The 8463-nt window shown below is 69.1% G+C and carries 9 protein-coding genes; 4 read left to right on the top strand and 5 right to left on the bottom strand.

Going from position 1 to position 8463, the window contains the following annotated elements; genetic code table 11:
* Nucleotides 1-1612, bottom strand: a 1612-nt coding sequence (locus tag AC2VOP_RS11200; protein WP_486961029.1) for a DNA repair helicase XPB, incomplete at its 3' end; no start/stop codon positions are given.
* Nucleotides 1613-1623: 11 nt separating this feature from the next.
* Nucleotides 1624-3882, bottom strand: a complete 2259-nt coding sequence (locus AC2VOP_RS11195; protein ID WP_486961028.1) for a helicase-associated domain-containing protein — start codon at nt 3880-3882, stop codon at nt 1624-1626.
* A 100-nt stretch (nt 3883-3982) separates the two neighbouring features.
* On the opposite strand from AC2VOP_RS11195, the gene AC2VOP_RS11190 reads away from it, so the two are divergent.
* From AC2VOP_RS11190 to AC2VOP_RS11175, 4 genes are all read left to right on the top strand, one after another.
* Complete coding sequence (locus AC2VOP_RS11190) at nt 3983-4192, top strand: hypothetical protein (protein WP_486961030.1); 210 nt, start codon at nt 3983-3985, stop codon at nt 4190-4192.
* An 8-nt stretch (nt 4193-4200) separates the two neighbouring features.
* Nucleotides 4201-4701, top strand: a complete 501-nt coding sequence (moaC, locus tag AC2VOP_RS11185) for a cyclic pyranopterin monophosphate synthase MoaC (protein ID WP_486961027.1) — start codon at nt 4201-4203, stop codon at nt 4699-4701.
* Complete coding sequence (locus AC2VOP_RS11180) at nt 4701-5183, top strand: MogA/MoaB family molybdenum cofactor biosynthesis protein (protein ID WP_486961026.1); 483 nt, start codon at nt 4701-4703, stop codon at nt 5181-5183. The genes moaC and AC2VOP_RS11180 overlap by 1 nt, the downstream gene beginning before the upstream one ends.
* A gap of 73 nt (nt 5184-5256) precedes the next feature.
* Complete coding sequence (locus AC2VOP_RS11175) at nt 5257-5685, top strand: molybdenum cofactor biosynthesis protein MoaE (RefSeq protein ID WP_486961025.1); 429 nt, start codon at nt 5257-5259, stop codon at nt 5683-5685.
* A gap of 10 nt (nt 5686-5695) precedes the next feature.
* Here AC2VOP_RS11175 and AC2VOP_RS11170 read toward each other — a convergent pair whose 3' ends face one another.
* From AC2VOP_RS11170 to moaA, 3 genes are all read right to left on the bottom strand, one after another.
* Complete coding sequence (locus AC2VOP_RS11170; RefSeq protein WP_486961024.1) at nt 5696-6592, bottom strand: transglycosylase family protein; 897 nt, start codon at nt 6590-6592, stop codon at nt 5696-5698.
* A gap of 427 nt (nt 6593-7019) precedes the next feature.
* On the bottom strand, nt 7020-7298 hold the full coding sequence (locus tag AC2VOP_RS11165) for a MoaD/ThiS family protein (protein WP_486961023.1): 279 nt from the start codon (nt 7296-7298) through the stop codon (nt 7020-7022).
* Nucleotides 7299-7301: 3 nt separating this feature from the next.
* Nucleotides 7302-8363 carry a GTP 3',8-cyclase MoaA gene (gene moaA, locus AC2VOP_RS11160; RefSeq protein ID WP_486961022.1) on the bottom strand — a complete coding sequence of 354 codons (1062 nt, stop codon included), beginning with the start codon at nt 8361-8363 and terminating at the stop codon, nt 7302-7304.
* Nucleotides 8364-8463 lie beyond the last annotated feature (100 nt).

The raw sequence follows: 8463 nt of genomic DNA, 5'->3' as shown, positions 1-8463 counted from the left end.
TGACGTAGCCGTAGCCCTGTTCGGCCAGGAACCGCTGCCGGTGCGCGGCGTACTCGGTGTCCTGGCTGTCGCGGGCCACCACCGAGTAGAAGGTCGCGCCACCCCCGTCCGCCTTGGGCCGCAGCAGTCGGCCCAGCCGCTGCGCCTCCTCCTGCCGCGACCCGAACGTTCCCGAAACCTGCACCGCTACCGCTGCTTCCGGCAGATCGATGGAGAAGTTGGCCACCTTGGACACCACCAGGGTGGACACCTCGCAGCGCCGAAACGCGTCGAAGAGGGCCTCACGTTCGGCGATCTTGGTCGAGCCCTGGATCACCGGGGCGCCCAGCTGTTCGCCCAGTTCGTCGAGCTGATCGAGGTAGGCCCCGATCACCAGCGTCTGTTCGCCGGGATGGCGGCTCAGGATCGACTTGACCACCGCGATCTTCGAATGCACCGTCGAGCACAATCGGTAGCGTTCGTCGGGTTCGGCGGTGGCGTAGGCCATCCGCTCGCTGTCGGTCATGGTGACCCGCACCTCGACGCACTCCGCCGGCGCGATCCAGCCCTGCGCCTCGATGTCCTTCCACGGAGCGTCGTAGCGCTTCGGCCCGATCAGCGAGAACACGTCACCTTCGCGGCCGTCCTCGCGGATCAGCGTCGCGGTCAGGCCCAGTCGGCGCCGGGACTGCAGGTCGGCGGTCATCCGGAACACCGGTGCCGGCAGCAGGTGCACCTCGTCGTAGATGATCAGCCCCCAGTCACGGCTGTCGAACAGTTCCAGGTGACGGTATTCGCCCTTGGTGCGACGCGTCATTACCTGGTAGGTGGCGATGGTGATCGGGCGGATCTCCTTGCGCTCCCCGGAGTACTCGCCGATCTCGTCGTCGGTCAGCGACGTCCTCGCGATCAGTTCGCGTTTCCATTGCCGGCCGGCGACGGTGTTGGTGACCAGGATCAGCGTCGTAGCACCGGCTTTCGCCATCGCTGCTGCGCCAATCAGCGTCTTGCCCGCCCCGCAGGGCAGCACCACCACCCCGGATCCGCCGGACCAGAAGGACTCAGCCGCCATCTCCTGGTAGTCACGAAGCTGCCAGCCGTCCTGGCGCAGGCTGATCGGATGCGCCTCGCCATCGACGTAGCCGGCGAGATCCTCCGCCGGCCAACCGATTTTGAGCAGCAGCTGCTTGATCCGGCCCCGCTCGCTCGGGTGTACCACGACGGTGTCGTCGTCGAGGCGGGCGCCCAGCATCGGTGCGATCTTCTTGTTGCGCAACACTTCCGCCAGTACCGCGCGATCCAGACTGACCAGCGTCAGGCCGTGCGCCGGATCCTTCACCAGCTGTAACCGCCCGTAGCGGGCCATGGTGTCGACGACGTCGACCAGCAGCGGTTGCGGCACCGCGTAACGCGAGTAGCTGACCAGCGCGTCCACCACCTGTTCGGCGTCGTGGCCGGCGGCCCGGGCGTTCCACAACGCCAGCGGGGTGATCCGGTAGGTGTGGACGTGCTCGGGCGCGCGTTCCAACTCCGCGAACGGGGCGATCGCGGCGCGCGCCGCACCGGCCCGCTCGTGGTCGACCTCGAGCAGCACCGTCTTGTCGGACTGCACGATGAGCGGGCCGTCGGTCATCGCCCCATTATTCAGTTCCGCACCACCGACGTGATCCGGTGGATGGCGAACTCGCGTATCTGCCCCGAAGTGGAATCGAAGGCCACCAGCTGGCCGCCACGGACAACGACGGGAGAGACTTCCCGCTGGGTGGCCACCCCGGCGGGATCGACATAGCCGATCAGCACGCTAGTGCCCCGCCGCGCGGCCTGCAGCAGCAGCGACATGGTGACCGCCGGGTCGAGGCGGATGTTGTCGAACGGCCCGGCGCTCACCTTGCGCAGCACGGCGACGACCGCGGCCAGGGTGTCGCTGTTCGGGCGAAGTGCCCCGCGATGCGGTCGGCGCTGCATGGGAGTGGGCACCCGGGCGCCGCGCGACCGCAAGTCCACGATGGCCCCGGAGGCGTCCTCGGCGGCCGGAACGAACCCGGCGTCGCGCAACACCGCCAGCAGGTCGGCGATCGATGCCTGCGACACCGCCACCGTCGGGGCCAATACCCGCAACCCGAGGGCTTCGGCCGCGGGAACGGCCACCGCCTGCGCCAGCAGGGTCGGGTCAGCGCACCGCACGAACGAGGCCGCCGTCCCGACCCGCAGCTTCCCGTGCCGGCGTGCGACGTCGTCGATCAGGTAGGCAAGGCTCTGCGGCACTGGGGTTTTGGAGTGCCTTTCGAAGAACGAGCGCAGTGCCTCCCGGGTTCGTCCCGCGTCGAGGGCGTGACGGATGGTCTGTTCGCTGACTCGATAGACCATCGCCGCCCCGGCTGATTCGACGGCGGCTACGGTGGCCAACTCCTCGGCGAGCTCTCGCTCCAGCGGGCCGGGAACCACCACGGTCAGGTCGGCCTGTACCAGAAAGTGGTCGATCGGCTCGGGCAGCGTCTGGCTCATCACGGCGACGGCAGCCCCGGCACCGCTGCTCAGCAGCGCACGGCCCGGCGAGCTGATCGCGCCGCGGCCTACCAGCCCCAGCGCCTGCGCCTCGGCCAACAGGTCTGCTACCGGTCCGGGCTGGAGTCGCGTTGCCCAGCGTGGCCGGAGCCAAACCAGCGCCTGCGACACGGTGACCTCGTCGACACCGTTGCCGGCGGGCAGGTCGGCGAGGATGCCTAGCAGCAGTCGGCGATCCAGTGGGGCCGCCGTGGAAAACAATGACGACGACAGCGCCGCACAGGGTTTGCCATCTGGTCCGCGGCTACCGATCAGCCCAGGCCGGGCGGTCAGGTCAAGCCAGGTGCTGGCCAGCAGCTGCCAGCGCTCGGCGGCGGCTGCCCCGGCCAATTGGTCGGCCTTCACCGTTGGCGCCCAGTACCGCCGATCAGATAGCCGGTCTGAGTCGCCGACTGGCTCCGGCTCGGGGTCGCCGGCCGCGATCAAACCGGCCGCGGCGGCTAGCTCCAGCAGCAGACTCACCCGGGGCCCGTCGACACCGGTCACCTTGACCAGTCGCTTGACCTCGCGTATCCCCAGTCCGCCGCTGCGCAGCTCGGGTATCGGGGCGGATCCCAGGACGTCGAGCACCGCGTCGAGTTCGCGCAACAGGTCGATGACCGCGCTGCCGGCGGCGGCATCGACATCGGCGGGCGCCGTGCGCGAAACCGTCGGATCGGGCAGCGTCAACTGCGCCGGACCCGGCTGCTCGTCGCGCAAAGCCTGCCCGACGTCTCGGGGCAGGATCACCGTCTCGTTGTCCACCTGCCGCAGCAGCCCCGCTGCCAGCAGTCGCGGCACCGGGCGGTCCGGTGGTGCACCAGGCGCGGCGTCGCGGGTACGCCCGACCGGCGAACCTTCCACCAGCCTTTCCAGCACGTCGCGTTGTGACTCATCGAGTTCGGCAATCGCCGCGTCGATCTGGTCGCGGGTGCGTGAGATCTCCTCCAAGCTCAGCTGGCCGGGATACCAGGGCAGTCCCGCGCCTGCCTCGGCGACCACGCGGATACAGCGGTCGCCCCAGCACAATCCGCGACTGGTGAGATCATCGAGGGCGGCGCGCACCTCCGTTTCCGGCGCCCGCCCGCCGATCAGGGCGAGCAGCTTGGTGACCGGAACCTCAGTGGTGTCGGCGTGCAGCGCCAGCAACGCGTCGACCAGCGCCAGCCGCAGAAAATCCAGCTCGTCGGTGGCCGCGCGGACCGACTGCCGGGCCTGAGCCCGCGCGGCCAATGCGGAGACGCTGCCCGGCGGTGGCTGTGCGAGGTCCGGCCGCAGCTCCAGCAGCTGGATCAGCCGCTCGTCCGGCAGGTCGGCCAGCCAGGACGCCAGCGAAACACCCTGGTTGTGTTCGGTCATCGCCGACCAGCGTAGGTCAGCGGGCACCGGCCGGGGCCGGCAGAAAGCGTCGGGTTACCGACGCCGATCCAGACCTGTCAGAATGGAACCCGTGGCTGATATCGCTAAGACCGCTGATAACCCGGCGCCGAAGGCGCGGAGAACCCCCTATGTCGACGGGGGCTGGCCGTCGACGGATCACGGCGATCCCGCGGTCAGTGAACTGCGAACCGACCGGACCGGTGCACTGTCCCCGTTCGGGGACGTGGAATTCCCGCTGCCAGCCGACGAGTTGCCCTACCTGCACCCGGTCACCATGGTCAACCGGTAGGGGTCGCCATGGTGGGTGCTTCGGGTGCATGGGCACCGGGCGGGGGGCCGCTCTCGCACCTGGACGAACAGGGGGCGGCGCACATGGTCGACGTCACCGCCAAGGGGGTCACCCGGCGTACGGCCGTCGCCGCGGGTGCGCTGCGAACCTCGGCGCAGGTGGTGCAGATGATCTCGGCCGGAGGCCTGCCCAAGGGCGACGCGTTGGCCACCGCGCGGGTCGCGGGCATCCTGGCCGCCAAACGTACCAGCGACCTGATCCCGCTCTGCCACCAGCTTGAGCTCACCGGTGTCGACGTCGACTTCGCTGTCGGCGAGGCGGCTATCGACATCACCGCCACCGTGCGCAGCACCGATCGCACCGGAGTGGAGATGGAGGCGCTGACCGCGGTCAGTGTGGCCGCCCTGACGCTCTACGACATGATCAAAGCGGTGGACCGCTCCGCCACAATCGACGACATCCGCGTGTTGCGCAAGGACGGCGGCCGCAGCGGACTCTGGGAGCGGTGATGACGGCCCGGTCCGCGCGAATTGTCATCGCATCGACCCGCGCATCCGCCGGTACCTACGCCGACCGCACCGGCCCGATCATCTCCGAATGGCTGGGACAGCATGGGTTCGCATCGGGGCCCCCGGAGGTGGTTCCCGACGGCAACCCGGTCGGCATGGCCCTGCGCGATGCCATCAGTGCGGGGGTGGACCTGATCGTCACCTCAGGCGGAACCGGCATCTCGCCCACCGACGACACCCCGTCCCAGACGGCGGCGGTGCTGGACTATGAGATCCCCGGCCTGGCCGACGCCATCCGCCGGTCGGGTCTGCCGAAGGTGCCGACCTCGGTGCTGTCCCGCGGGGTGTGCGGGGTGGCCGGTAAGACCCTGATCGTCAACCTGCCCGGCTCGTCGGGCGGAGTCCGCGACGGCCTGGCTGTGCTGGCCGGTGTGCTGGACCATGCGCTCGATCAGCTCGCCGGCAAGGACCACCGCCCATGACGCGCGCCGGCGACGATGCCGTGGGGGCACCTCCCGCTTGCGGGGGAGGCAGCGATGCGCAGGAGTGGCGCCGATGACCCCGCTGGTGCTGCGCGCCGCTGTCACCGAGCAGTCGATCCTGCTGTCCGAGCACGAGAACCTGGTGGGCCATCAGGCTGCGGGCGCGATCGTCGGCTTTGTCGGCATGATCCGCGACCACGACCAGGGACGCCAGGTGGTCCGGCTGGAGTATTCGGCGCACCCGTCGGCCGAACAGGTCATGACCGACGTACTAGCCGAGGTTGCCGAACACGCCACCGGCGTGCGCGCGCTGGCGGCCAGCCACCGGATCGGCACGCTGCAGATCGGTGAGGCGGCGCTGGTGGCCGCGGTCGCGGCGGATCACCGACAGGCGGCGTTTAAGACCTGCGCGCACCTGGTCGAGGAGCTCAAGGTGCGCCTGCCAGTGTGGAAGCACCAATTCTTCGCCGACGGCACCGACGAATGGGTGGGGTCGGCCTGAATCAGGCCGCTCAGGCTCGCTGTTCCTGCGGCTGGGGGGCGAAAGCGTCGAGCGCGTCGTTGCCGCTGACATTCTCCGCCTCGATGGCCTGCCACAGCTGCTGGTGGTAGCCGGGCTCCGGCTCCGCGGGGACGGAGGCGTTCTCTTCGCCAACCCAACCGGTTTCGACGACCGCCGGGTTGTCGTTCGGCGCCGCCGCAGGCTCGTCCTGAGGTGCCGGAACCGGCGGCTCTTCGACTGGGGGCGCCGGCGCTTCGGCCGGCGGTGGCAGTTCTTCGGCCGGGGGTGGCAGTTCTTCGGCCGGGGGCGCCGGTGCCTCGGGTGCGGGAGGCAGCCACCAGGGCGCAGGCGCCGGTGCCTCGGGCGGCGGCGCCGGATTGCCCAGCGCTACCGTTTCGCCATTCACCTCGGGGTTGTCCAGTGGCGCGTCGGCTTCGGATGGTGGTGGCGGCTGGAACTGCTTCAGCCACTGTTGGACCGGGTCAGGTACGTGCTCTTCGTGCTCGTCGGCCGCCGCCGGAGTTGCCGGCACCCAACGCGGCGTCGCGCCGGACAGGCCGTGCCCGCAGACCGGCCAGGCGCCGCGTCCTTGGGTCGCAAGCACATGCTCGGCGATGGCGATCTGCTGTTCCCGGGTGGCCAGGTGCGCCGACGGCGCATATTTGCCACCGCCATGAGCTCGCCAGGTGCCCGGCGCGAACTGCAGCCCGCCCTGATAACCGTTGCCGGTGTTGATGGCCCAGTTGCCGCCAGACTCGCATCCGGCCACCCGGTCCCACTCACTGTCGGTGGCGGCGGTCGCGTGTCCGGCGAGGGCGAGGCCGCCGCCGCCGATCACGGCGCCGGTGACGGCCGCTTTGGCGATGCTGACGGTTGACTGGTTGGGCCTACGATGCCGTCCGCTCATACGCCGATGACGTCCTCTCTGTGCGCGCCCGCGAGGGCAGCTGCCCGGCCTGAGTTGCCAACCGGGCATTCCAACAAGGTCGGCTTCACCCTCAGGGGCTACCCAAGCAAGCCATGGGGCCCAAGTCCCGTTTCGGTGGACCCGGTGAGTCCCCTCCTCCATCCCTGGTGTTGATCGGTTTCCCTGCCCGTCGGACGGAGTCGGCGCTACGGGCCGGGAAAGGCGCACCGATTCGGGGAAAGGCTCGTTGCACCCGGGGATGTACGGTAACGGGTCGCCGCCGTCTCGTCACCATTTCGCGGATTCGGCGTTTTCATCACTGGGCGTTAGCGAAACGCCAGGATGCCGAGCCATCTACGCTGGTCAGGACGTTCTCAACCGAGCCGTTGCGGACCCGTAATCAATTCGTTATGTGAGGTAAATCACGTCAGCCCCCGGCGAAGGGCGGCAGCACGTCGATCGTGTCGCCGGGGCGCAGCGTGGTGGCATGGTGGCGAACGGCGATCCCGTCACGGAGATAGCAGCATCGGCCGAGCACCGTCGCCAACCGTTCGCCTCGCTCGGCGAGATGGTCGACCAATTCGGCCACCGTGGTTCCCGACCGCACGGTGACCGCTTCCGATTCGGTGCCGGCGGCCGCTCGCGCCGCCGCAAAGTAGCGAATGGTGACCGCAATCTCGGCTTGGTCGTCGGGCGTCCGGGCCACAGGTCAGCCGCCAATCGCGCTCATAGGCCGGTCCGGCTGGATGAACTTCGGGTCGTTGATGCCGTGGCCGGCTTTCTTGGCCCACATCCCGACTCGCCATGCCTGCTCGATGGCGTCGTCATCGGCGCCGCCACGCAACAGAGCGAGCAGATCGGTCTCGTCGTTGGCGAACAGGCAGTTGCGCATCTGGCCGTCAGCGGTGAGCCGGGTACGGTCACAGGTCCCGCAGAACGGCCGGGTCACCGAGGCGATGATTCCGACCTTGCCCGCGGGCGTGCCGGGACCCTCGTCCGCCAGCCACAGCTGAGCCGGAGCCGAACCACGCGGTGCCGGGTCGGGCTGCAGCCGGAAATGCGGCCGCAGTGCCGCCAGCACCTCGTCGGCGCTGAGCCCGGCACCACGGCGCCACTTGTGCTCGGCGTCGAGTGGCATCACCTCGATGACCCGCAGCTGATAGCCGTGCCGCAGACAGAATCGCAGCAGGTTCGCGACGTCCTCGCCGTTGATACTCGGGTCGAGGACGGCATTGACCTTCACCGGGTCCATACCGGCTTCCTTGACCGCGTCCAGCCCGTCGAGCACGTCGGGAAGCCGGTCGCGGCGGGTGATGCGGGCGAAGTGTTCGCGGTCAACGGTGTCCAGCGACACGTTGATTCGGTTCAGTCCGGCGGCGACCAGGGCACCCGCGCGACGTGCCAGACCCAGGCCATTGGTGGTGAGCGCGATCTCTGGCCGGGGCTTCAGGTCTGCGGCGGCCGCAATCACTTTCTCGAGGTGCCGCGCCAACAGCGGCTCGCCGCCGGTGAAGCGGATCTCGGTGATCCCCAGCCGCGTCACAGCCAGGTTCATCAGCCGGACCAGTTCGTCGTCTTGCAGCAGATGTTCGCCGGGCAACCAGTCCAGGCCTTCGGCTGGCATGCAGTAGGTGCAGCGCAGATTGCACCGATCAGTCAACGATATGCGCAGGTCGGTGTGGACCCGTCCGAAGGTGTCCACCAGCGGACCGGAGGTTGGCATGTCGCCGGCTATGGCTCGTTGAACAGCGCGGTCGAACTCTTCCCTCATGGCTTCCCTACCTTTCTAGATGGGTGGTTGTTGCCCTCGGCCGTAGGCTTCGAACTGCCCAGGGGCGTCGGGTATGGCTTTCATGGTTGTGCTGTGTTTG

This window comes from Mycobacterium sp. TH-M106, assembly GCF_057473765.1.
The sequence above is the reverse complement of the archived record's forward strand: the minus strand, read 5'-3'. Positions and strand labels throughout refer to the sequence as shown.